The following is a 20698-nucleotide window of genomic DNA, read 5'->3' as shown; positions in this document are numbered from 1 at the left end:
GCTCGGTGACCGGGCCGGTATTATACAATGGGCTCAGACCATGGATCTCTAACCAGGAGGCGGCCATGTCACTTTGATAATAGCTTGACCCCAAACTCCTCATGTGAAGGTATCTCGACGCGCTCGGTCGACGATCTGGTGAAGGCGATGGGCGGAACCGGCGTCTCGAAGAGCCAGGTGAGCCGGCTGATCACCGAGATCGACGAGCGGGTGAACGCCTTCCTCAACCGCCCGATCGAAGGCGAGTGGCCGTACCTGTGGATCGACGCCACCTACCTGAAGGAGCGCGAAGGCGGCCGCATCGTCTCGACCGCGGTGATAGTGGCGGTGGGCGTCAACACGCTCGGCAAGCGCGAGGTGCTCGGCGTCGCGAGCGGTCCGTCCGAGGCCGAACCCTTCTGGAAAAGCTTCCTGCGCTCGCTCGCCGATCGCGGCCTGCGCGGCGTCAAGCTCGTCATCTCCGACGATCACAAAGGACTGCGCAGCGCCGCAGGCAAGGTGTTCAACGCGACCCAACAACGCTGCCGGGTGCACTGGATGCGCAACGCACTGGCGCATGTCGGTGCAAAGCAGCGCCCCGCCGTCGTCGCCATGCTCAAGACGATCTTCGCCCAGGAGAGCGCCGAGGCTGCCCACGAGCAGTGGCACCACGTCGCCGATGCGCTGCGCGAGCGATACGAGAAGCTCGCCGTGATGATGGACGGCTCGCGCGAGGAGGTGCTCGCCTACATGGCTTTCCCGAAGGAGCACTGGCCGCAGATCTCGTCCACCAACCCGCTCGAACGCGTCAACAAAGAGATCAAGCGTAGAGCTGACGTCATCGGCATCTTCCCCAACACCGCTGCGGTCATCCGCCTCGTCGGCGCACTCATGCTTGAACAGAACGACGAGTGGTCGGTGTCACGCCGCTACATGACGCTGGAAACGATCGGCACGTTGAGCGATAACCCGCGCATCAGCCTGCCAGCACTGGCAGCCTGATCATCCTTGGCCCTGCCGAGGATCGGTGTTCTTACACCATGCCATGGGGCACTACCCGCTACCACGACCTTTATGTCGTAAAATGGGTGGGCCGTGCATGATTTTTACGCAATGGTCCGATCAACTGCCGCTTTTCGCAACAATCGAAGATTCAGGCTGGAAAACCACTGCCAAGTGCCCGCTTGGCGACTCGCGACTCAGCGGGCGCCGGCAATTTCCGTAAGCATGTGAAACGCAGCATCCGGCTGTGCCGAAAGCTCCGCCAAAAGTCGTTCGAACGCGCCAATCCGATAGGGGAGGCCGAGGATATAGGGGGTGACGTGCAGCGGCAGCATTCGCCCGCCGAACCCGGCCGATTCCGATTGGAGGAGCGCGAACGCGTCGAGCATCTGTTCGGCATAGGATTCGGCCGAATGCTGCTGGACGGTGATGATTTGGCGATCGGACAGTTCGTGGTTGACCGGAACGCTGACGATCGGCCCGGCCCCGGTTTCGAAACCATAGGGGAGGTCGTCGTTCACCCAATCCGCCATGTAGCGCAGGCCGGCTTCGGCGAGCAGGCGCGCGGTGTTGAACGATTGCGACCGGGCGATCGACATCCAGCCGGTCGGGCGCTCGCCGGTTACCCGCTCGATTGTGTCGAGCGCGGTGGCGATCAGCGCGCGTTCGTCCGCTTCGGCCAGACCGGAGGCGATGGTGCCGTTCATGTCGGTCGAATGCGCGACGATCTCATGTCCGGCCGCGCGCAGATCGGCGAGGATGCTGGGATAGCGATCGGCGATGGCGGCGTTGGTGGCGAAGGATGCCCGCGCGCCGACGCGATCCAGCGCATCGAGCATCCGGTACAGCCCAACGCGGGTGCCATATTCGCGCGCGGTATAGTGGCGATAGTCGGGATAGGGCGTCACCATATGCCCCGGCGCGCGGAACGGCGCATCTACCGGCAGGATCGGAAACCATTCGAGGCTGACAACCACGGCAACTGCGACGCCCGCACCCGATGGCCAGGCGATCGGCGGGCGTTCGAACAGGTTGGACCAGGGATAGAAATCATGGTCCATGCCGTGGCGGCGTAGCGGATACTCGAGATAGCTGGGATCGAGCGTCATGCCGGCACCTGCGCGCGATAATGATCGGCGATGTCGCCCGACCGGGTGATCCAGGCGCGGCCATCTGCCACGATATGCCGCAACACCGCCTCGAACGCGCCCATGCGATGTGGTTGGCCGATCAGGTAGGCGTGGAGCGGGATGCACATCACGGTGCCACCCTCGTCGGCGAGCCGATCATATTGGCGGATCAGCGTATCGGCGTATTCGCGCGGGCTCATGTTGTAGACGAAGAAGCCGTAATGGTCGTTGACCTCCAGGCTGTAGGGCATGGAGATCAGGCGGCCCTGGCGGACATGCACTTCCCCCGGCTGATCGTCATGATACAGGTCGCAGGTATAGCTGAGGCCATATTCGGCGATCAGATCCAGCGTGCGCGGCGTGTGGGTCAGCGCGGGGGCGAGCCAGCCCTTGATCGTCTGCCCGGTCGCGTCGCGGACGGTGCGGATCGAATCCTCGATGATGGCGCGTTCCTGCGCTTCGTCCATCCCATAGCTGTAGCGGGTGTTGTAGATGCCGTGGCTGAAGAACTCCCAGCCGCGCGCCGCCGCATCCGCGACGATTTCGGGATGGTGCTGGCACATCGCCACCGACAGGCTGACCGATCCGGGAAAGCCGTGTTTGCTCATCATTTCCGCCATCCGCCAATGGCCGACGCGGTTGCCATAATCGCGGTGGCCATAGCCGACCACATCGGGATGCGGCCGTGCCCAGCTCTTGCGATGCGGGTTGGCCGGCGGATCGAGTTCGTAAAATTCGATGTTGGGCGAAATCCACACCGCCACCCGCTTGCCATCGGGCCATGCGAGCGCCGGGCGGCCGCGATAGGGGCGGAAATCAAAGAGGCCGGGGTCCGCTTCGCCCTCACGCATCGCGCTGTGCCTTCAGCCAGTCGATCACCGTCTGCACCGGTTCGACGTCGGCATATTTCAGCTGAAGATCGGTCAGATTGGCGAAGTGATAGCTTTCATGCTTGTCGGCGCAGGTCTCGATCGGGACGATGGTGCGATAGCCGCGGCTGAGGCTGTCCACCGCCGTGGCGCGGACGCAGCCCGAGGTCGATCCGCCGGTGACGACCACCGTATCCACCTTGTGCCAGACGAGCAGGCTTTGCAGCGGCGTTTCGAAAAACGCCGACGGCATGTGCTTGTCATAGATCATGTCGACCGTTGGATCGATGGCGCAGCGATCGTCGAACGCGTGGCGGGGCGATCCGTGCTTGATGTTCTGCAGGCTGTCCGGCGTATCGGTGCGCGTGCCCCACACCCCGGCATCGGCGGCGGTGGCGTGATAGCAAACGCGGGTCCAGATCACCGGCATCCCCTTTGCCCGGGCGAGCGCGGAGATGGTGTTGGTCCATTCGATCTGGCGCGGATCGGTTTCATACGCCGTCTTGAACTGATCGATCCGGGTATAGGCGTTCTGGAAATCGACATTGACGATCGCCAACCGGTTGCCGAAGCCGAACTTGGCGCGGGCGGGATTGCCCATCACCGCATCGAAGATTTCGCGCGCGGTGCGCCCGTCGCTGACCATCCGGGTGCCGGGAGTGGGTGCGTCCGTCGTCATGCTGCCCTCCGCATCGCCGCAGGGGTGAAGCCCAGCGGCAGTTTCGCGTCGGGAAGGAACCCGAACATCTGCTCGTCCGGCAAGGCTGCCGTCACAATCTCTCGCACTGCGAGCAAAGCATCGATGTCGATGCCGGTGCGCAGGCCCATCGCCTCCAGCATGAACACCAGATCCTCGGTCACGATATTGCCGCTGGCGCCTGGCGCGAACGGGCAGCCGCCGATGCCGCCCAGCGAGGCGTCGAGCGTGGTGAGGCCGCAGTCCAGCGCGGCAAGGGCGTTGGCGAGGCCCAGGCCGCGGGTGTTGTGGAGGTGGATGCCGGTGAGCGCCGCATCGCCGACCACGCCGCGCACCAGCCGGATCATGTGGCGCACCGCCGAGGGATCGGCATAGCCGGTGGTGTCGGACAGCCCGACCTCGTCACAGCCCGCATCCATCAGCGCGGCGGCGAGGCGGGCGATCTGCGCATCCGGGATCGGCCCTTCCAGCGTGCAGCCGAAGACGGTGGACAGGCTGCCCTCGAAATGCGGGCGCTGCTCGGGCGGGAGGGCGGCGATCATCGTGCCGATCGCCTGCGCTTCGGCGATCACCTGGTCATGGGTGCGGCGCAGATTGGCGAGGCTGTGGGTTTCGGAGACGGAGAGCGGCAGGGTGATCTTGTCCGCGCCCGCTTCGATCGCGGCGGCGGCACCGCGCGCATTGGGCACCAGTACCGCGACGGCGAGGCCGGGGATCGTCTTGGCATAAGCGACGATTTCGGCGGTGTCGGCGAGCTGGGGCAGGAGCTTGGCGGGGACGAAGCTGCCCACTTCGATCTCGCGCACGCCCGCGGCGGCCTCGGCGGCGATCCACGCTTTCTTGGCGGCGGTGGGCATGACGGCAGCGATGCTTTGCAGCCCGTCGCGCGGGCCGACTTCGCTGACCAGAATGTCGTTGTCCGATGCGCGGTCAGCCATCCCCGGTTCCTTGTCCATTTGTATGCAATCTATATCAAATGAAGAAAGGCTGTCGAGGAGCGAAGATGGATCGGGACGCATTGCCGCTGGCGGGTATCCGCGTGGTGGAGTTTTCACACATGGTGATGGGTCCCTCGATCGGCGTGATCCTGGGCGATCTGGGCGCCGATGTGGTTAAGGTGGAGCCGCTGGGCGGGGACCAGACGCGCAAGCTGCTGGGATCGGGCGCGGGCTATTTCCCGATGTTCAACCGCAACAAGCGCAGCATCTGTCTGGACCTGAAGAGCGCGGTGGGGCTGGGCGTGGCCACGCGGCTGGCGGCGAAGGCCGATATCTTGATCGAGAACTTCCGGCCCGGCACGCTGGCCAAATTGGGGCTGGGCTATGAGGTGCTGGCGGCCGCCAATCCGGGGCTGATCTATTGTTCGGCCAAGGGGTTTCTGGCCGGGCCGTATGAGCATCGCACCGCGCTGGACGAAGTGACGCAGATGATGGGCGGCCTAGCCTATATGACCGGCCCGCCCGGGCGCCCGCTGCGCGCCGGATCGTCGGTGGTGGATATTACCGGCGGCATGTTCGGGGTGATCGGCGTGCTGGCCGCGTTGGAGCGGCGGCACCGCACTGGGACGGGCGGCGAAGTGAAATGCGCGCTGTACGAAACCACGGCGTTTCTGGTTGGGCAGCATATGGCGCAGAAGGCAGTTACCGGGAAGGCGGCGGCGCCGATGCCGGTGCGCGTGTCGGCCTGGGCGATCTATGACGTGTTCGAAACCGCGCAGGCGGACGAGCAAGTGTTCGTCGGCGTGGTCAGCGACGGGCAGTGGAAAAGCTTCTGCGCGGCGTTCGATCTGGCCGATCTGGGCGACGATCCCGAGTTCGCGCTGAACAACCAGCGGGTGCTGGCGCGTGATGTGATTCTGCCGCGGGTGCGAGCGCTGTTTCAGTCGATGCAGCGTGGCGCGCTGGTGGAGAAGCTGGAGCGGCTGGGCCTGCCCTTCGCGCCGATCGCGCGGCCGGACGAGCTGTTCGACGATCCGCATCTGAACACCGGCGGGTTGCTCGACGTGACTATCCCCGGTGGCGCGGCGACCAAGTTGCCCGGCCTGCCGATCGAATTCGACGGCGCACGGCCCGGCCTGTGGCACGACATTCCAGAAATCGATGCCGATGGCGACGCGATCCTGCGCGAAATCGGCTATTCGGACGATGAGATCGCCGCGATCAGGGGGTGAGATCGGGCGCGCTGCGGCCGTGCAGGTCCAGGCGCAACCGGTAGCGATCGGCGCGATAGTCGGCGACGGTGCGCAGGATCGGCGCGCCGCCCGCGCCGGTCACGACCCGTTCGATGCGTAGCACAGGTGCGCGGGGTTCGATCGCCAGCGCCGTCGCCAGTGCGTAGTCGGCGGACAGCGCGGAAATGGTCTGGTGCCCGCCCTGCAGGTGGTGGCCCAGCTCCTGCAACAGCGCGAGCATCGGCTTGGCGGCGAGGGCGGCGGCATCGATCCGGCCCATGGCGGCGGCGGCCGGTACCTGGCTGACCACCAAGCCCAGCGGTTCGTCGCCCTGCAGGCGGAGGCGCACCGCGCGGATGATCGACGCGCCGGGCGCCAGCGCCAGCGCGGCGGCGCCTTCGGCATCGACGGCCTCTTGCGTGATCGACAGCACGCGCACCTGCGTATCGCGACCGAAGGCGATCAGCGCCTCGACCGCATGGTCCAGATCGGCTTCCATCGGTGGGGCGGGCGCGTGGAAGATGACGCGCGTGCCGGTGCGGCGTCGGCGTTCGACCATGCCATGCTGGGCGAGTTCGTCGAGCGCGCGGCGGGCGGTGATGCGCGATACGCCCCATTGCTCGGCCAGCTCATGCTCGGTCGGCAGCAGCGATCCGGCCGGTCGCTGGCCGCTCAGGATCGCGTCGCGCAGCGCCAGGAAGATCTGGTGGTATAGCGGCACGGCGTTCTTGCGGTCGATACTGGACTTGGGGGGCGCTGAAATCCGCTGTCTCCGCTGGTCGGATGCATTTGATATAGAAGGATGGCAAATGGGGCCATGCCCGGATACGCCGCGACCATGATGAAGCCGCGCACTGCTTTCGACAAGATGTGGGACGCGCATCGGATCGCCGATCTGGGCGGAGGCACCGGGCTGGTGCTGATCGATCGGGTGCTGCTCCACGAACGCACCGGCGGGATCGCGCTGAAGAGCCTGGCCGATGCCGGGCGCAGCGTCCACGCGCCGGACCATGCCTTTGCCACCATGGACCATGTCGTCGATACGCTGCCCGGCCGCACCGATCGCACGATCATGCCGACGGGCCGCGACTTCATCGTCGCGACGCGGGAGGCGGCGCAGGCGGCGGGGATCACTTTGTTCGATCTGGGCGATCCGCGGCAGGGGATCGTGCATGTGCTGTCGCCCGAACAGGGCATCGTGCTGCCGGGTGTGACGCTCGTCTGCCCGGATAGCCATACCTGCAGCCAGGGCGCGCTGGGGGCGCTGGCCTGGGGCATCGGATCGAGCGAGGCGGAGCATGCGCTCGCCACCTCCACGCTGCGGGTGAAGAAGCCGAAGACGATGCGGGTCACGATCGACGGGCGGCTGGCGCCCGGTGTTACGCCGAAGGATCTGGCGCTGCATCTGCTGGGCCGGTTCGGATCTACGGGCGCGAAGGGGCATGTCGTCGAATATGCCGGCGAGGCGGTGCGCGCGCTGGATGTCGAGGGGCGGCTGACCCTGTGCAACATGGCGACCGAATTCTCCGCTTTCTCTGCGCTGATCGCCGCCGATGAGACGGTGTTCGCCTATCTGAAGGGCCGCCCTTATGCGCCCAGCGGCGCGGCGTGGGAGGCGGCGGTGGCGGATTGGCGCGATCTGGCCAGCGATGAGGGCGCGGTGTTCGATGCCGAGCTGTGCGTCGATGCGGCCGAGGTGTGCCCGATGGTCACCTGGGGCACCAGTCCGCAACAGGCGGCGCGGCTGGATGGCGCGGTGCCGGGGCTTGACACGGTGGCGGGGCGCGACACCCGCGAAGCCTATGATCGCGCGCTGGCCTATATGGGGCTGGAGAGCGGGGCGCCGCTGATCGGGTTGCCGATCGACGCGGCGTTCATCGGATCGTGCACCAACAGCCGGTTGAGCGACCTGCGCCGCGCGGCTGCGCTGTTGCAGGGGCGCCACGTCGCGCCGGGCATCCGCGCGATCTGCGTGCCGGGATCGAGCCAGGTCAAGGCGGCGGCGGAGGCCGAGGGGCTGGACCGCATCTTCCTGGCGGCCGGGTTCGAATGGCGCGAAGCGGGGTGTTCGATGTGCTTCTTCGCGGGCGGTGAGAGCTTTGGTCCGCAGCAGCGGGTGATCAGTTCGACCAACCGCAATTTCGAAAGCCGGCAGGGACCGGGCACGCGCACCCATCTGGCCTCGCCGGAAACCGTGGCGGCGTCCGCCATTGCCGGTGCGATCGCCGATCCGAGGGCTCTCGCATGACGCCGTTTGACCAGGTTACCTCGCTCGCCGTGCCGCTGATCCGCGACAATGTGGATACCGATGCGATCATCCCCTCGCGCGAGATGACCTCAGTATCGAAGCATGGCCTTGCAGATGGGCTGTTTGCCGGGTGGCGCTATAGCGACGCAAAGGCGCGGGTGCCGAACCCGGACTTCGTGCTCAACCAGCCGCGCCTTGCCGGGGCTTCGATCCTGCTCGGCGGGGCGAATTTTGGCTGTGGGTCGAGCCGCGAACATGCGGCCTGGGCGCTGGCCGAATATGGCTTTCGCGTGGTGATTGCGCCGAGTTTCAACCCGATCTTCCGCGCCAATTGCGTGCGCAACGGCATCGTGCCGGTTGAACTCGATCCGACGCCCATCGCCGCCGAAGCCGGCGCCATCACCGTCGACTTGCCGAGCCAGACCGTAACGGGTGCCTCTGGGCATTGGCCGTTCGCCATTGATGCGGAGGCCAAGGCGATGCTGATCGGCGGGTTGGACGAGATCGGGCTCACGCTGCAACGCCGCGACGAGATTGCGGCGTTCCGCGCTGCCGATGCAGCGCGGCGCCCCTGGGCCTATTAGAGCCGCACCAGCACCTTGCCGACATGGCTGCCGCTGGCGAGGTAGCGATAGGCCTCCGCTGCTTCGTCAAACGTGAATTCGCGATCGATCACCGGCTGGATGCCGTGCAGTTCGATCACGCGGACCAACCGGGCGAGCATCGCGCGGCTGCCTTCGGCGATGCCGGTCAGCACCAGATTCTTGCCGATGATCGTGCCGAAATTGGCGAGCCCTTCATTCGCCTTGCCCGCCAGCGCGCCGATGATGACGATGCGCGCGTTGGTGGCCGCCGCGTCGATCGACTGGGCGAGCGTCGCCTGGCCGCCGGTCTCGACGATGATGTCCGCGCCCGCGCCGCCGGTGGCGTCGAGCAGCGCCTTTTCCCAATCGGGCGTGCTGCGATAGTTGATCGTGATGTCCGCGCCCAGGCTGCGGGCAAAGGCGAGCTTGTCGTCGCTGGACGAGGTGATCGCGACGCGCGCACCGGCGGCCTTGGCGAGTTGCAGCGCCCAGATCGAAACGCCGCCGGTGCCGAGCGCAAGGACGATGTCGCCGGCCTTCACCTTGCCCACTTCGACCACGGCATTCCACGCGGTCAGCGCGGAGGAGGCGAGGGGCGCGGCCTGGACGTCGCTCAGGCTGTCGGGCACCGGCACCAATGCAGCGGCGGGCACACGCACCTGTTCGGCCAGCCAGCCGTCATGGGTGATGCCGACATCGTGCGCAAAGGCGCTGCGCTGGAAATCGCCGTCGATCCAGGTGACGAAATGCGGTGCGACCACGCGCGCGCCGATCGCCAGGCCGGTGACGCCCGCGCCGATCGCCAGCACTTCGCCCATGCCTTCGGATACTGGCGTGCGATCCTCCGGGCGGCGCGGGCCGTATTTGCCCTCCAGCACCAGCAGGTCGCGGTGGTTGAGGCACACCAGCCGCACTTTGACGATCGCCTCCCCGGGGCCGGGCACCAGATCGGGCCGGCTATCGGGCGTGAGCGAGTCGAGGCCGGTCTGCGGGCCGATGCGATAGGCTTTCATGGCTTGTCTTTCACTGGGCGGGCTGGGGCAGGGGGCGACGCGCGCCCGCCTTCCAGCGGATGTTGCCGAGGAGGAGGTTGGGGAGGTAGCTATTGTCCCATTCGGGCTGTGCTGGCGGATTGTCGCCCATCCGCAGCACGACCAACCGCGCTGCCCGCGAAACGTACACGGTCTGGTTCGAATTGCCGTCGAACAGGAACAGATCGCGGTCGAGATAGGGGGCGGCGTGCAGAACCTTTGGCCCCGGCTTTTCGGGGGCAGCAAAACCACGGCGCTGAACGTACGGCCCAGCGATCCACACGCCCAGGCCGTAATGCGGGTTCTGGGGCGTGCCGCGTACCATCTGCGCCACATAGCCGCGTGGCAGCAGCCGTTTGCCGCCCGCGACGCCGTCATCGGCCAGCAGAATGGCCAGGCGCAGGAAACTTTCCGCCGGCAACGTCATGCAACAGCCGGCATGAGCAAGCCCGCCCGGCTTGCTGACCCAGATCTGGCCGCCCGGCGCACCGATCGGCGCCAGAATGCGCTTGCCGACAAAGTCCGCGTATCGCTCGCCGGTCGCGCGTTCGATGACCACGGCGATCAGGTCTGCGACGGCATTGGCATAGCCATATTGCGTGCCCGGCGGGTGGATCAGCGGATAGTCGATCAACGCCTTGGTGAGATTCGGCGAGATATAGGCGCGATTGATGGGATGATCGGGATCGGGACTGACCATCTGTTCCAGCAACCCGGAGCGCATGTCGAGCAGGTGGCGGACCAAGATCGCCGCCTTAGGCGTACCGCGCCATTCGGGGATGAAATCGGCGACGCTCTGGTCGAGAGACTTGATCTTGCCCAGTTCGATCGCACGTCCCACAGCGATTGCAGACAGCGGCTTTGACAGCGATTTGGACACCAGTTCGCTACTGCGATCACGCCCCTTGAAATAGGCTTCGCGTTCGATCTTCCCGTTCCGCCAGACGATCAGCGCGGTCGAGTTCATCCGCGCGGCAAACTCGACTGCGGCATCGAGCGCCTGGGGGGCGATGGAAGGCGCGGCAGCCACGGGCAGCGGCTGCGGCGCGGGTGAGCCGACGACAGGCTCCATCGGATCATATTTCAGGATCACGCCGCCATTCTGCATCAGCGTGGCGAATCGCTCGCGATACAGCGCCTCGTCGTCCGGGTCGCTGGCGGCGGTCAGCATGGACAGCAGAGCGACGGCGGCGAATGCCGTCCATCCGCGGCGGGTGCGCGTAGGCTGCGCCGATGCCATGGGCTTCTCCATGCTGTCCTCGATCTCGATTCACGCCGCTTGGGGCAAGGTGGCTGCGTTAACTGATCGTAGAGCGGTTATACGAACACAGATGCGGAGGAAGCCGCGAAAAACCTGCTTATGCCAAGGTTGCGGCAACCGGATTTCGCATATGGGCGGAACGGGGACTGGCACGGTCACAAGGGGAGCCGTGCCAGAAGATCCCGTTCCCATCAGTTCCCGCGCAAATCCGGGGTTGCGAGATGCGGCCACCGCCTCTGCGGGCGGCGCGATCAGGGAGGGTTATATAATGAAATATCGGGGTTCGATTCGTGCCAAGGTATCGGCACTCGCATTGATCGCTGCTGCTGCCATGCCGCAGGCTGCGTTCGCTCAGGACGCCAGCGGTCCGGCAAAGGGCGGCGTGGAAGACGAGATCGTCGTCACCGCACGCCTCCGCGAAGAGAATGTCCAGACGGTGCCGATCGCGATCACCGCGCTCAGCGCGCAGGACCTGAATGAACGCAACATCAGCAGCCTGAACGATCTGACCAACGCAACGCCGGGCGTTGCGATCACGACGATTTCGGGTGGCACACTGACGAACATCTATATTCGCGGCCAGGCGCCGGCGAACACCACCAACGATCTGAACGTCGAGGCCAATGTCGGCGTCTTCATCGATGACATCTATCAGACCAGCCGCAACACGATCGACATATTGTCGGTGCTGGATGTCGGCCAGATCGAAATCGCCAAAGGCCCGCAGAGCGCGCTGTTTGGCCGTTCGACCTTCGCCGGTGCCATGTCGATTTCGACGCGCCGTCCGTCCAACAAGCTCGAAGGCAATGTTCAGGCGACCGTCGGTGTGAACGAGGATTACCGGGTTCGCGGCTCGATCTCCGCACCGCTGACCGATACGCTGGCCGTTCGCCTCGGTGGCGGATACGTAACCTATGATGGCTTCGGGAAGAACAGCGGCGACCCGCAGGACAATTTGTCCGGCACCAAGAAATATGCCGTTACCGGCGCGCTCGAATTCCGCCCGACGACCGAGTTGACAGCGCGTCTGTCCGGCTTCGCATCGCATTCGGCAACCGAATTGTCGGCGGTCAGCGCGTTGCCGCTGGCATCGTTCAACTGCGGTTCGGTCAACGCGGCGACCGGCCTGCGCACCGTGTATTGCGGCGAGCTGAAGGCGAAGGACGTCAGCTCGATCACCGCCAACGCGCCCGACACGGTTGCCAATGCGCGCCAGGTTTCATTGAACCTCAACTGGCGGCGCAGCGGCGTCGCCGTGACCAGCATCACCGGCTTCACCCAAGCGGAAAACCGCGCATATAACGATTATGACGTCACTGCCGGCGGTACCGTTTTCGGCGTCTGCACCCTGGGCGCGGCGTGTTCGCCCGTGGGGGCCTATACCCGGCTGCAGAACGTCAATCTGCTCAGCTCCAACCGTGAGCGCGTGCGAACCTTCAGCCAGGAAGTCCGGCTGCAATCCGACAACAGTTCGCCGTTCCAGTGGATCTTCGGTGGCAGCTTCTTCAATTCGCGCATCCCGCTGGCCGGGCTGGGTATCGCCAGCGATCGAACCGGCCTGGCTGCGAATGAGCGGCTGGTGCAGGTGAGCCAGACGACGCCCCCTGCCGCAACGGGTGTCGGCGCCTATGATTTCACCGCCAACCCGTTCCTGTCGAGCAGTCTGTCAAACTCGCTATACGCCAATTATTCGGCCGCCAGCACGCGGACGATGTCGATCTTCGCATCCATGGGCTATCGCCTGGGCGATCTGCGATTTGGGGCAGAAGGTCGCTATAATATCGATCGCAAGCGCGCCCAGGTCTTCTCGGTATCCAATCCGCTGAGCGTGCCCGGCATCAATGCGCCGATTTCGGGCACCACGGTTCCCGCGCCCGGCACGTTCCCGGTCGCCGGCCCCCTCTTCGCGCGCACCTTCAACAGCTTCACCCCGCGCTTTACCATCGATTATCAGGCGACGCGGGACATCTTCTTCTACACGACCGCCGCAAAGGGTGTGCGTTCGGGCGGCTTCAACACCGCCAACCCTGTCGGCCCGACCGGCATCCTGGCCGACGAAGTCGCCTATCAGGAAGAAAAGAACTGGACGTATGAAGCGGGCGTGAAGAGCGAGTTGTTCAATCGCGCGCTGCTGCTGAACGCATCCGTCTATCATGTCGACTGGACCAATGCGCAGGTTTCGGCCTTCACGCTGAACCCGACGGCGGTGAACCCCACCCGCATCGTGCGCAACGCCGGCAACCTCAAGTTGACCGGGTTTGAAGTACAGAGCGAGTTGCGGCTGGCAGAGTATTTCAAGCTCGGCGGCAGCTTGGTTTATTCGAATCCGAAGTTCCAGGCAGGCGCGTATGATGCGTCGCTCGCCGTCCAATGCGTGATCGGCACCGGTGCGGCGGCGGTGGCGGCACCGGGATGCCCGCCGGTCATCCTAGTGACCACGCCTAGCGGCACGCGCGCCGTGAACTCGCTGGAAGGCAAGCGGCCGACCCGTTCGGTGAAGCTGTCGTGGAATCTCTACGGCACCGTCAATGTGCCACTGGGCGCCGATTGGAAGCTGTTCGCCCGCGCGGATGTCAGCCATACCGGCGCATCGCCGTCCAACCTGCCCAACACCGCCTTCTTCGGCGAACGCACGCTGACCAGCGGGCGGATCGCGGTGGAGAATGACCGGTACAGCGTGGCGCTGTGGGCCAACAATATTTTCGACGTACTCTATGTCGCCAATGCGATCGGCCAGCCGCGCGCGGGCGTGCCGTTCGCGTTCAGCGTTCCCGAAATCTACCGGGGCGAGGGACGCCGCGTCGGCCTGACGGTCGGGGCGAAATTCTGATCGCCACGCGCGCGGTCAAAGGGGGTCGGGGAACCGGCCCCCTTTTCTTTGGAGGGGAGTTCGATGCTGTTTGAAACGATGCATAACGCTGTGTCGCGGCGGTCTGCGCTGGGGTTCATGGGAATGGGTGCGGCGGCCGGTCTGGTGCCGCCGTTCGCCGCCGCTGCGGCCTCGCAGTCGCGCAATCCCAATCTCCGCCCGCTCGACGTGCTGGACCCGCGCGAGAATTTGTACGGCTTTGCCAAGATGTGGGGGACGATCGGCCCGAAGGCGGTCAAATCCGGCTATTACGGCGTGCAATATGCGATCGTCGGGTCGAAGCGGGCGGTGCCGATGTTCGGCTATTACGGCTTTGGCAATAACCGCAACATCATCCAGCCCGATGGTTCGGTGAAGGTGCTGGGCAAGGAATGCGGCTATTTCACCGATCTGCACACCGGCGAGATCCTGGATGTGTGGGACAATCCCTGGACCGGCGAGAAATGCGAGGTCTTCCCCTTCCTCAACGATCGCTGGCGCGGCACGCTGGGCCTGGAGCAGAAGGTGTTCAAGGTCGGCGACAGCGAGACGGTCAATAACGACATGGGCAAGGGCAAGACCGCCAAGGGCGCGCCGTTCCGCCTGCCGTGGAACCGGGTGGGCGACCAGTATTTGCTCGGCTGGGACTATGCCCATGAATATACCAACCCGGTGACGCCGGAGGGCTGGCCGAAAGCGTCGAGCGGCGCGCGGGTTAATCCGTCCGAGCATTTCACCGTGTTCACGCCGACCGCCGAAATCGACGACCGCAGCGTGACGTCGGCGCGCTTCCATGCGGGCTTTACCCGGCAGGCGCCGTGGTGGCCGTGGATGAAGATGGGGCAGAGCGGCGTCGAAGGCGTGCTGATGGGCCGCATGTTCAGTTATAAGATCACCGGCACCGAAGAGGATATTCCCAAGGTCGTGCTGAAGCGTGTCGAGCGCGATCGCCCTGATTTGCTGGAAGAGCCGACCGACGGCCCTGACGAAGGGGTGCGCGGCACGCTGGAAGCCTATGCCGAGACCGTGCCGCCGGAAACGCCGGGCTATGTCTCGCCGCTGGCCGAAGCGCGCAAGCGGGCGTTGCAGGGCACGTAGCGACCAAAGAAGGGGCGCCCACCGCGTGGTGGACGCCCCCTATTTGGATCAGTTCTTTGGGGCGGATTGGTCGGTGAAGGTCTTCCAGTCCGGCGTGATGAACTTTTCGTCGATCAGCGTGCGCTGGTAGCAGATGCCGTCGCGGAACCACTGCCAGGTGCGGGCGCGATGGGTGCGCGCGTCGTTGTTCTGGATCATCTCGTACAGATAGATGCCCGGCTCGTTCTTGCGCACCCAGTTGAGGCAGGTCGAGCGGTTGAAATCGTCCGGCTGCATGTGCGCCGCCCAACCCTTGATCAGATCATTGTCCCACCAGATGCGGCCATTTTCATACCATGCCGGGAAGTCGCGCGTGTCGGTGCGGCCATCTTCCCAGAAATAATAGTTGGTCTGGTGATAGCGATCGACGCCGCCTTCGTCGGTGAACAGCCGGCAGATCAGCCGCGAACGGTGCTCGTCGATCAGCGCGCCGGTAGCGGCGTCGTAATAGCGATACCAGCCCTCCCAAACGCCTTCGTTGCTGGCGAGGATCGGCATCGCTTCGCGGACGCCGGGTTTGTTCATTTCGTCGATCATCGTCTCATCTCCCCAGGGCAAATATCACAGAGAAACCATCACCTTGCCCATCGATTGGCCGGACAGGAGCCATTCGACGGCGTCGTGAACTGAATCGAGGCCGTCGAACGCCCGCGCATCGCGCGTGACGGCGATCTGGCCTGCCGCATGCAGCGCGAACAGCTTTGCGCGGGCCGGCGCCCAAAGGTCGGTCAGCAGGCCGTTCATGAAGCCGCGGACGGAAACGCCCTTGTAGTAGATCGCATGGGCGATGCGCGGGCCGGTGACGATCTCCGGCTTACCGTCCAGATCCGCCGCAGCTCCCGCGACGACCAGCCGGCCGTGGGACGCCATATTGGCGAGGAACGCATCGAAAATCGCGCCGCTGACCGTGTCGATCGCGACATCGATCCCGCGCGGGGCCTCGTCGCGGAGCACCGCCCCGACATCCTCGGTGCGATAGTCGATTACCCGGTGCGCGCCGAGCGACCGCAGGAAATCGCCCTTCACCTGCCCGCCGGCGACGGCAAACACCGTGCAGCCGCGCAACAGGGCAAGCTGGACCAGCAAATGCCCCAGCCCCCCGGCGGCTGCCGAGATCGCCACCGTCTCACCGTCGCGGACTTGGCCGATATGTTCGAGCGCGAGCAGCGCGGAAACGCCGGTGGAGGCGAGCGCAAGCATCTCCGCGCTCCCTTCCGGCACCGACACGAACTCGCTCGCCGGGCCGATCGCGACTTCGCGATAGCCGCGGCCAAAGCGGGTGGTGACGACCGGATCGCCGAGTTCCAGCCCCGTCACGCCTTCGCCGATCGCCTCGACCAGCCCGAGCGCCTCGACGCCGGTGAAGCTTGGCAGCGGGATGCGGACATAGTCGACGGCGTTGCGGGCGATCTGCGTGTCGAAGATGCCGTTGACGCCGCAGAAGCGGTTGCGCACGCGGATTTCCCCCGGCGCCGGGGCAACCTCCGCCAGCGTCACGGTTTCGCACCCCGCCCGGAAGGTGTCGGCGAAGCGCTGCAACTGTATCGCGCGATAGTCGCTCATGCCGGGAAGCCGAGCGCGCCGGGATTGAGGATGCCGTGCGGGTCCAGCTCGGCCTTCACCGCATCCAGCAACCCGCGCGAGGCGCCGTCGCGGCTTTCGCGATAGGGATAGGTGCGGGCGACCTGGAAATGCGCGCAGCCATAGCGGGCGGCGATGTCCTTCACCGCATTGCGTGCGCTGGCGACGACGGCGGTCGCTTCCGGGTTGGGAGGAATACGCGGCAGTCGGGCGAGATGCGCCGGCTCGATCATCGATGCGTGCACCGGGCGATAGGCATCGGGCCAATAGAACACCGGCTCGACCGTAATCGCGTTGGTCGACAGCGAGGTGAAGAGGTAGCCGTAATGGACGCCATGTGCTTCAAAATCGGCCTTGCGGGTGGCGAACATCGCCTCGATTTCCTCGAACATCGCCGGGGCGGCGGACAGCGAGGCGTGGCCGTGCACCGATCCCCATTGCTCGCCCTTCGGCCCCAGGATCGAATTGGGTTCGGGGAAAGGCTGGGCGCGCATCACCTTGGCGATGGTGTTCTCGACCTCGGCGCCGTCTTCGGCTGTGGCGATGGCGCGGATCGCGGCCATGTCGGCGGCGACGCCCTCCTTCGACCGGCCTTCGGTCATTACATGGAGCGGATATTCCTCATCCTCGATGAAGTTGCGACCGCCGAACGCGATCTTGGCGGCAGAGAGCAGCCCCTTGCCGAGATTCTTCTGCTTGCCGATCACCGCGCCCAGCGTCTTCACGTCGGAGAGCAGCGACTGGCGCTGCAGCCTCACCTTGGTCAGGCCAGGATCGAAGGCGCACATTTCCGATGCGAGTTCGGCGCGCGAAATCTCCGCCATTGCGCGCAGCATCTGCGCGCCGCTCTTGAACGAGAAGGTGGCGTAATCCTCGAACGCCGGGGTGCGGATCAGGCGCAGCGTTATTTCGGCCTTCACGCCCAAGGTGCCGCTGTCGCCGCAGAACAGGCCGGCAAGGTCGGGGCCGTAATGGCGGTAGAAGGGGTTGTTCCCATCAGCGCCGCGCGCACCCGTTTTCAGGATGCGGCCATCGCCGGTGACGATGGTCAGCGCGACCACGCTTTCGCTGGTGGTGCCATAGCGCGCCGCGCCGAACATCGCATTCTGTTGCGACAAGCCGCCACCGACGGTGGAATAAAGCCCGGAGAACGGCCCCCAGAACGGCGTGCGCAGCCCGTGCGGGGCGAGCGCCTTGCGCAGATCGGACCAACTGCAGCCCGCCTCGACCGTCACCACCATGTCTTCGGGGCTGATCCGCAGCACGCGATTCATCCGCCGCATGTCCAGCGACAGGGTGCGATCATTGGCCGGCAGATAGCCGCCGGTATAGCTCATCCCCGCACCACGCGGCGCGATCGCCACCCGCGCTTCGGCCGCTGCGGCGACGACGGCGCGCAGTTCCTCCAGCGACCCCGGCGCGGCGATCAGCGCGGCGAGGTGCGGCGCCTTTTCCCAGATATCCTCGCTGACCAGCGCCAGTGCATCATGATCGTCCTGGACATGGTCGGTGCCGACGATGGTGGCCAGCGCGTCGCGCAGATCCGCGATGGTCGAATTGGCAAGCACTGCCAGCGCATCGGTCTGCATGTCGGTCCTCTCTAAATTGGGCCGGGCGGTTTCCGCGCCCTGCATTCACCACGACAATTGAGCGGTACGCGCGGCATTGCGTCACGCATTCGGGGCGCTATCCGTTGTGCGGATAGGCCCGGACGAGCGGATGACGCGGCCATCGGGGGTGAGGCAGCTTGCGAGGTGAAGAGATACCCTTGGGGAGAAGCGCGATGAAGACCGGACTTACACGGCGCGAGGGATTGGGCCTGATGGGCACTGCGATGGGCATGGCGGCGGCGGCGCCGGCCATGGCCGCAGCCCCCAAGCCCGATTTTCAGACGAAGATCGACTTCAAGGATCCCAAGTGGAACCGCGATACGTTTGCCCGGCTCGACGGCGACCTGAACACCGCCAAGGAAAAGTGCGGCTGGATCAAGGGTACGGCGTACGGCGTGCGCGAGAATGAGCGCGTTCGCCCGCTGTTCAAGGTCGAAGGCTTCAGCTTTACCCGCCTGAAGAAGCTCGAAGACGGAAGCTATCGCAAGATGCTGCGCGAAGTGGTGTTCTACCGCGATCTGAAGACCGGCGAGATCATGAAGAGCTGGCTGAACCCCTATACCAATGAACAGGTGGCGGTGGTCCCGATCGCGAACGATCCGTTCAATTTCACGATCAGCGAATTCGCACCCGAGCCGCCCTCTTATGGCGGGCTCAACAAGGACAAGCCGCCACGCCGGCCGCTGCTGCTCGACTGGAGCGAGGATGGCGAAGGCAATATCCTGCTCAACACCGCGATCGACCTGTTCTACCCGAACGCGCTCAACCCGGAAAAATGGGTGCGCGAATCGTCGGGGCCGATGAACCGGGTGTCGGAATATTTCACCTACTTCATGAAGCGCGCCGATGTGGCGAATCCGCGCCTGACGCACATCCCGCACGTCGGTTCCTGGTCGCGTATCACGCCTTGGCTGCCCTGGATGCTGATGGGGCAGGCGCCCGGGCACATCAGCTATGTCTGCAACTATGGTTCGGAGTCGAAGGGCGAAAAGGGACTCTCCCCCGACGTCGTGGCTGCCGCGCGCGCGATGGACGAGAAGTGGCTGCACGCGCCGACGGAAGACTACGGCCCGTCCTATTCCAGCCTCGAAAACTATGCCCGCTTCCAGAAGCCGGCGCCGGTTCCCGCAGGCTGGACCCCGCCGCAGCCGCCCGCCGCGATCAAGCGTTGAGCCAAAGGAACGCCATGTCAGGAATCGACCGTCGTGGGGCATTGGGGCTGATTGGCGTCGGCGCACTCGCAGCGGCGGCATCGCCCGCTGTTGCGCGGACGCGAACGCTGGATGTGCAATCGGCCGCAGGCAAACTGCGCGCCTATATCCTGATGCGCGGGGCGCTCGATGAGCGGCTGGTGATCAGCTATATCAGCGGGTGTTATTTCGGTGTGGTCGATTCCGAAGTCACGCCGTTGTGGGACGTGATCGGCGTGACCTTCACCCGCTATCGCGCACGCGTGGATGGCGGCTTCGACGTGTTCAGCGGCGAGATCGCGCATTTCCTGGACCCCAAGACGGGCGAAGCTCCGGGCGAGTTCCTGATTCCCTATACCGGCAAGATCGCCAAGGATCCGCGCACCAACCTGCCGCCGTCGCGCTATGCGATCCTGCCCGACCTGCAACTGCAATTTTCACGCGTGTTGCCGGGCATGGTAACGGACCATCATGTGCGCGATCCCGAAGTGCGCGGCGACGATATCTGGTTCACCGACGTGACGCGCACCCAGGCCCCGATCCCGGGCGCGCCCAAGCCGTTCCGCTATAGCGAAACCGTGTCGATGCACGCGCATGTGGCGGACCTGATGAAGCCCGGCGTGAAGCGCGTGCCGACCGAATCGAACTTCACCAATTTCGTCGACTGGCGCCCGTGGATGAACATGGCCGGCCATCCCGGCCATCTGAGCGCGGTGGGCAATGGCCGGTTCGGCGTGACGATGGCGGACCTGCCCGAACGCTGGACCAAGGCGACGCGCGAGAAATGGCCGCAGATCCTTGAAAATCCGGGCGGGTTGCTCGATCCGATCTACAAGCCTGCCTGATCGAGCAGAGCGGGAAACGAAAAGGGGCCGGTCGCAACGCACGATCCGGCCCCTTTTGTGGTTCGGTGGGGATCACTTCGCCTTGAGCGTGCTCAGATAGGCGATGATGTCCGCTCGCGACTGCGGATTCGCGATGCCGGCAAAGGCCATCTTGTTACCCGGCGCGACCTTGGCCGGGCGGGTAAGCCAGGCGTCCATCGTCGTAGCGTCCCAGCGCAGCGCCGCGTTCTTCAGCGCCGGCGAATAGGTATAGCCCGGTTTGCTGGCCGCCTTGGTGCCGATCACGCCGGCCAGGTTGGGGCCGACGCCGTTGGTGCCGCCGGGGTTGACCGTGTGGCAGGCGCGGCATTGCAGGAACAGCTTGGCGCCGGTGGCGGAATTGCCTGTGGGGGCCGCAGGGGCAGCAGCGACACCGGCGCGCGGCATCACCAGGGCGCCGACAAGGCCGACGGTAGAAACGGCCAAGGCGAAGAAGGGAACCCGTGAACGCATAAGCATCATCCTGATAATCAGCCG

18 protein-coding genes and 1 pseudogene are annotated in these 20698 nt (G+C 65.3%); 8 read left to right on the top strand and 11 right to left on the bottom strand.

Annotated features, from left to right (window positions below):
* Positions 1-105: 105 nt before the first annotated feature.
* Positions 106-981, top strand: a pseudogene (locus tag EWE75_RS03415) (IS256 family transposase); the annotation flags it as partial.
* 197 nt (positions 982-1178) lie between these two features.
* On the opposite strand, the gene EWE75_RS03410 reads toward EWE75_RS03415, so the two are convergent.
* Genes EWE75_RS03410 through EWE75_RS03395 form a run of 4 tightly spaced genes read right to left on the bottom strand, consistent with a single transcriptional unit; the run spans position 1179 to position 4615 of the window.
* Positions 1179-2090, bottom strand: a complete 912-nt coding sequence (locus EWE75_RS03410; protein WP_130155290.1) for a polysaccharide deacetylase family protein — start codon at positions 2088-2090, stop codon at positions 1179-1181.
* A complete protein-coding gene (locus EWE75_RS03405; protein ID WP_130155289.1) occupies positions 2087-2962 on the bottom strand; it encodes a polysaccharide deacetylase family protein in 876 nt (291 codons plus the stop codon). The genes EWE75_RS03410 and EWE75_RS03405 overlap by 4 nt, the downstream gene beginning before the upstream one ends.
* Entirely contained in the window at positions 2955-3659 is a 705-nt protein-coding gene (locus EWE75_RS03400) for an isochorismatase family protein (RefSeq protein ID WP_206364664.1), read from the bottom strand. The genes EWE75_RS03405 and EWE75_RS03400 overlap by 8 nt, the downstream gene beginning before the upstream one ends.
* Positions 3656-4615 (bottom strand): hydroxymethylglutaryl-CoA lyase, encoded by a 960-nt coding sequence (locus EWE75_RS03395; protein ID WP_130155288.1) that lies wholly within the window; start codon positions 4613-4615, stop codon positions 3656-3658. Before EWE75_RS03395 ends, EWE75_RS03400 begins: the two co-directional genes overlap by 4 nt.
* 65 nt (positions 4616-4680) lie before the next feature.
* On the opposite strand from EWE75_RS03395, the gene EWE75_RS03390 reads away from it, so the two are divergent.
* Complete coding sequence (locus EWE75_RS03390; RefSeq protein WP_130155287.1) at positions 4681-5847, top strand: CaiB/BaiF CoA transferase family protein; 1167 nt, start codon at positions 4681-4683, stop codon at positions 5845-5847.
* On the opposite strand, the gene EWE75_RS03385 is transcribed toward EWE75_RS03390, so the two are convergent.
* A complete protein-coding gene (locus EWE75_RS03385) occupies positions 5837-6568 on the bottom strand; it encodes a GntR family transcriptional regulator (protein ID WP_231708190.1) in 732 nt (243 codons plus the stop codon). The two genes, EWE75_RS03390 and EWE75_RS03385, sit on opposite strands and share 11 nt — an antisense overlap.
* A gap of 96 nt (positions 6569-6664) precedes the next feature.
* Between EWE75_RS03385 and EWE75_RS03380 the strand changes: the two genes are divergently transcribed.
* Both EWE75_RS03380 and leuD read left to right on the top strand, forming a co-directional pair.
* Positions 6665-8095 carry a 3-isopropylmalate dehydratase large subunit gene (locus EWE75_RS03380; RefSeq protein WP_231708189.1) on the top strand — a complete coding sequence of 477 codons (1431 nt, stop codon included), beginning with the start codon at positions 6665-6667 and terminating at the stop codon, positions 8093-8095.
* Positions 8092-8679 (top strand): 3-isopropylmalate dehydratase small subunit, encoded by a 588-nt coding sequence (gene leuD / locus EWE75_RS03375; RefSeq protein ID WP_130155284.1) that lies wholly within the window; start codon positions 8092-8094, stop codon positions 8677-8679. Before EWE75_RS03380 ends, leuD begins: the two co-directional genes overlap by 4 nt.
* On the opposite strand, the gene EWE75_RS03370 is transcribed toward leuD, so the two are convergent.
* Together EWE75_RS03370 and EWE75_RS03365 are read right to left on the bottom strand one after the other, a co-directional pair.
* Complete coding sequence (locus EWE75_RS03370) at positions 8676-9692, bottom strand: zinc-dependent alcohol dehydrogenase family protein (RefSeq protein WP_130155283.1); 1017 nt, start codon at positions 9690-9692, stop codon at positions 8676-8678. The genes leuD and EWE75_RS03370 overlap by 4 nt on opposite strands.
* Positions 9693-9702: 10 nt before the next feature.
* Positions 9703-10950, bottom strand: a complete 1248-nt coding sequence (locus EWE75_RS03365) for a serine hydrolase domain-containing protein (protein WP_165388255.1) — start codon at positions 10948-10950, stop codon at positions 9703-9705.
* 289 nt (positions 10951-11239) lie between these two features.
* Between EWE75_RS03365 and EWE75_RS03360 the strand changes: the two genes are divergently transcribed.
* Entirely contained in the window at positions 11240-13801 is a 2562-nt protein-coding gene (locus EWE75_RS03360) for a TonB-dependent receptor (protein ID WP_165388254.1), read from the top strand.
* A 63-nt stretch (positions 13802-13864) separates the two neighbouring features.
* Positions 13865-14917: a DUF1838 family protein gene (locus EWE75_RS03355; protein WP_130155280.1), complete on the top strand. Its 1053-nt coding sequence runs from the start codon at positions 13865-13867 to the stop codon at positions 14915-14917.
* A gap of 48 nt (positions 14918-14965) precedes the next feature.
* Here EWE75_RS03355 and EWE75_RS03350 read toward each other — a convergent pair whose 3' ends face one another.
* Genes EWE75_RS03350 through EWE75_RS03340 form a run of 3 tightly spaced genes read right to left on the bottom strand, consistent with a single transcriptional unit; the run spans position 14966 to position 18126 of the window.
* On the bottom strand, positions 14966-15493 hold the full coding sequence (locus EWE75_RS03350) for a DUF3598 domain-containing protein (RefSeq protein ID WP_130155279.1): 528 nt from the start codon (positions 15491-15493) through the stop codon (positions 14966-14968).
* A gap of 24 nt (positions 15494-15517) precedes the next feature.
* On the bottom strand, positions 15518-16519 hold the full coding sequence (locus EWE75_RS03345; protein ID WP_130155278.1) for a zinc-binding dehydrogenase: 1002 nt from the start codon (positions 16517-16519) through the stop codon (positions 15518-15520).
* Positions 16516-18126: an FAD-binding oxidoreductase gene (locus tag EWE75_RS03340; protein WP_130155277.1), complete on the bottom strand. Its 1611-nt coding sequence runs from the start codon at positions 18124-18126 to the stop codon at positions 16516-16518. Before EWE75_RS03340 ends, EWE75_RS03345 begins: the two co-directional genes overlap by 4 nt.
* Before the next feature lie 194 nt (positions 18127-18320).
* Between EWE75_RS03340 and EWE75_RS03335 the strand changes: the two genes are divergently transcribed.
* Together EWE75_RS03335 and EWE75_RS03330 are read left to right on the top strand one after the other, a co-directional pair.
* On the top strand, positions 18321-19319 hold the full coding sequence (locus EWE75_RS03335; RefSeq protein ID WP_130155276.1) for a DUF1838 family protein: 999 nt from the start codon (positions 18321-18323) through the stop codon (positions 19317-19319).
* Positions 19320-19333: 14 nt separating this feature from the next.
* The gene (locus EWE75_RS03330; RefSeq protein ID WP_130155275.1) at positions 19334-20182 is read left to right on the top strand and encodes a DUF1838 family protein; all 849 of its coding nucleotides are present in this window, start codon (positions 19334-19336) and stop codon (positions 20180-20182) included.
* Positions 20183-20254: 72 nt separating this feature from the next.
* On the opposite strand, the gene EWE75_RS03325 is transcribed toward EWE75_RS03330, so the two are convergent.
* Entirely contained in the window at positions 20255-20674 is a 420-nt protein-coding gene (locus EWE75_RS03325; RefSeq protein WP_130155274.1) for a c-type cytochrome, read from the bottom strand.
* Between the last annotated feature and the right edge of the window lie 24 nt (positions 20675-20698).

The sequence above is a fragment of the Sphingomonas populi genome (assembly GCF_004208535.1).
In the GTDB taxonomy this organism is placed as follows: Bacteria; Pseudomonadota; Alphaproteobacteria; order Sphingomonadales; family Sphingomonadaceae; genus Sphingomonas; species Sphingomonas populi.
The sequence above is the reverse complement of the archived record's forward strand: the minus strand, read 5'-3'. Positions and strand labels throughout refer to the sequence as shown.

What these genes read in the sequence shown, in the direction of transcription:
- EWE75_RS03410 (WP_130155290.1), bottom strand. Translation starts at nt 2,090, where the DNA reads ATGACGCTCGATCCCAGCTATCTCGAGTATCCGCTACGCCGCCACGGC.
- EWE75_RS03405 (WP_130155289.1), bottom strand. Translation starts at nt 2,962, where the DNA reads ATGCGTGAGGGCGAAGCGGACCCCGGCCTCTTTGATTTCCGCCCCTAT.
- EWE75_RS03400 (WP_206364664.1), bottom strand. Translation starts at nt 3,659, where the DNA reads ATGACGACGGACGCACCCACTCCCGGCACCCGGATGGTCAGCGACGGG.
- EWE75_RS03395 (WP_130155288.1), bottom strand. Translation starts at nt 4,615, where the DNA reads ATGGCTGACCGCGCATCGGACAACGACATTCTGGTCAGCGAAGTCGGC.
- EWE75_RS03390 (WP_130155287.1), top strand. Translation starts at nt 4,681, where the DNA reads ATGGATCGGGACGCATTGCCGCTGGCGGGTATCCGCGTGGTGGAGTTT.
- EWE75_RS03380 (WP_231708189.1), top strand. Translation starts at nt 6,665, where the DNA reads ATGCCCGGATACGCCGCGACCATGATGAAGCCGCGCACTGCTTTCGAC.
- leuD (WP_130155284.1), top strand. Translation starts at nt 8,092, where the DNA reads ATGACGCCGTTTGACCAGGTTACCTCGCTCGCCGTGCCGCTGATCCGC.
- EWE75_RS03370 (WP_130155283.1), bottom strand. Translation starts at nt 9,692, where the DNA reads ATGAAAGCCTATCGCATCGGCCCGCAGACCGGCCTCGACTCGCTCACG.
- EWE75_RS03365 (WP_165388255.1), bottom strand. Translation starts at nt 10,950, where the DNA reads ATGGCATCGGCGCAGCCTACGCGCACCCGCCGCGGATGGACGGCATTC.
- EWE75_RS03360 (WP_165388254.1), top strand. Translation starts at nt 11,240, where the DNA reads ATGAAATATCGGGGTTCGATTCGTGCCAAGGTATCGGCACTCGCATTG.
- EWE75_RS03355 (WP_130155280.1), top strand. Translation starts at nt 13,865, where the DNA reads ATGCTGTTTGAAACGATGCATAACGCTGTGTCGCGGCGGTCTGCGCTG.
- EWE75_RS03350 (WP_130155279.1), bottom strand. Translation starts at nt 15,493, where the DNA reads ATGATCGACGAAATGAACAAACCCGGCGTCCGCGAAGCGATGCCGATC.
- EWE75_RS03345 (WP_130155278.1), bottom strand. Translation starts at nt 16,519, where the DNA reads ATGAGCGACTATCGCGCGATACAGTTGCAGCGCTTCGCCGACACCTTC.
- EWE75_RS03340 (WP_130155277.1), bottom strand. Translation starts at nt 18,126, where the DNA reads ATGCAGACCGATGCGCTGGCAGTGCTTGCCAATTCGACCATCGCGGAT.
- EWE75_RS03335 (WP_130155276.1), top strand. Translation starts at nt 18,321, where the DNA reads ATGAAGACCGGACTTACACGGCGCGAGGGATTGGGCCTGATGGGCACT.
- EWE75_RS03330 (WP_130155275.1), top strand. Translation starts at nt 19,334, where the DNA reads ATGTCAGGAATCGACCGTCGTGGGGCATTGGGGCTGATTGGCGTCGGC.
- EWE75_RS03325 (WP_130155274.1), bottom strand. Translation starts at nt 20,674, where the DNA reads ATGCGTTCACGGGTTCCCTTCTTCGCCTTGGCCGTTTCTACCGTCGGC.